General features: G+C 56.6%; 1 protein-coding gene. It reads left to right on the top strand.

From position 1 onward, the window contains the following. Positions 1 to 65: 65 nt before the first annotated feature. Positions 66 to 1,046: an IS5-like element ISPa41 family transposase gene (locus tag AC07XM_RS31020; RefSeq protein ID WP_014003920.1), complete on the top strand. Its 981-nt coding sequence runs from the start codon at positions 66 to 68 to the stop codon at positions 1,044 to 1,046. Positions 1,047 to 1,171: the final 125 nt, after the last annotated feature.

Below are 1,171 nucleotides of genomic sequence, written 5' to 3'. Positions count from 1 at the left end.
TAGGGAATCTCCGAACAAGCCTTCAGTTATGCGAGAATCCCCGCAACACCTGATCCGAGCCGCCCATGAGCCAGATGAGCTTTTCCGACTTTGAGTACGCCGGCAAGCGCAAGCAAACCCGCCGAGAGCGCTTCCTCGCCGAAATGGATCAGGTGGTGCCCTGGGCAGGCCTGCTGGAGCTGATCGAACCGTTCTACCCCAAGGCCGGCGGCGGTAGAAAACCCTATCCTCTGGAAACCATGCTGCGCATCCATCTGTTGCAGAACTGGTTCTCCCTGAGCGACCCGGCCATGGAAGAAGCGCTCTACGAAATCACGCCCATGCGCCAGTTCGCACGCCTGACGCTGAGCGCGCCAATCCCCGAAGACACCACGATCATGAACTTCCGGCACTTGCTGGAGAAGCATCAGCTCGCACCGGCAATCCTTGCGGTCATCAATGGTTATCTGCAGGAAAAAGGCCTGTCGCTGCGCCAAGGCACCATCGTCGATGCCACCATTATTCATGCCCCCAGCTCGACCAAAAATAAAGAAGGCAAGCGTGATCCCGAGATGCACCAGACCAAGAAAGGCGGTCAGTATTTCTTCGGGATGAAGGCGCACATCGGTGCCGATGTCGAGTCCGGCCTGGTGCATCACGTCCATGGCACCGCTGCCAATGTGGCCGATGTCACGCAGGTGGCTGAACTGCTGCATGGCGAAGAAAACGCCGTGTATGCAGATGCCGGTTACACCGGTGTCGAAAGGCGCGAAGAGCATGAAAATCGGGGGGTGATCTGGCAGATTGCAGCGCGTCGCAGCACCTATTCCAAGCTGAACCAGCGCAGCGTACTGTACAAAGCCAAGCGCAAGATCGAGTTCTGCAAGGCTCAGACACGGGCCAAGGTCGAGCATCCGTTTCGCGTGATCAAGCGGCAGTTTGGTTACGTGAAAGTACGTTTTCGTGGGCTGATGAAAAACACGGCTCAGTTGACCACGCTGTTCGCCCTGGCAAACCTGTGGAGGGTTCGAAAACAGCTCATGGGTATGGGTGAGGTTCGCGTTTAACACGGAGAACCGGTCGAAAAAGCTCTCCGTACATGATTTTTCGGTCACTTTTCGTCCAATGACGCTGTAGGTGCCTGGAAAATTGCAACTTGCCGCGGCTGCACGACAAGTTGATCGGAGCATCC

The sequence above is a fragment of the Pseudomonas sp. GW460-LB5 genome, from assembly GCF_059423245.1.
The sequence above is the reverse complement of the archived record's forward strand: the minus strand, read 5'-3'. Positions and strand labels throughout refer to the sequence as shown.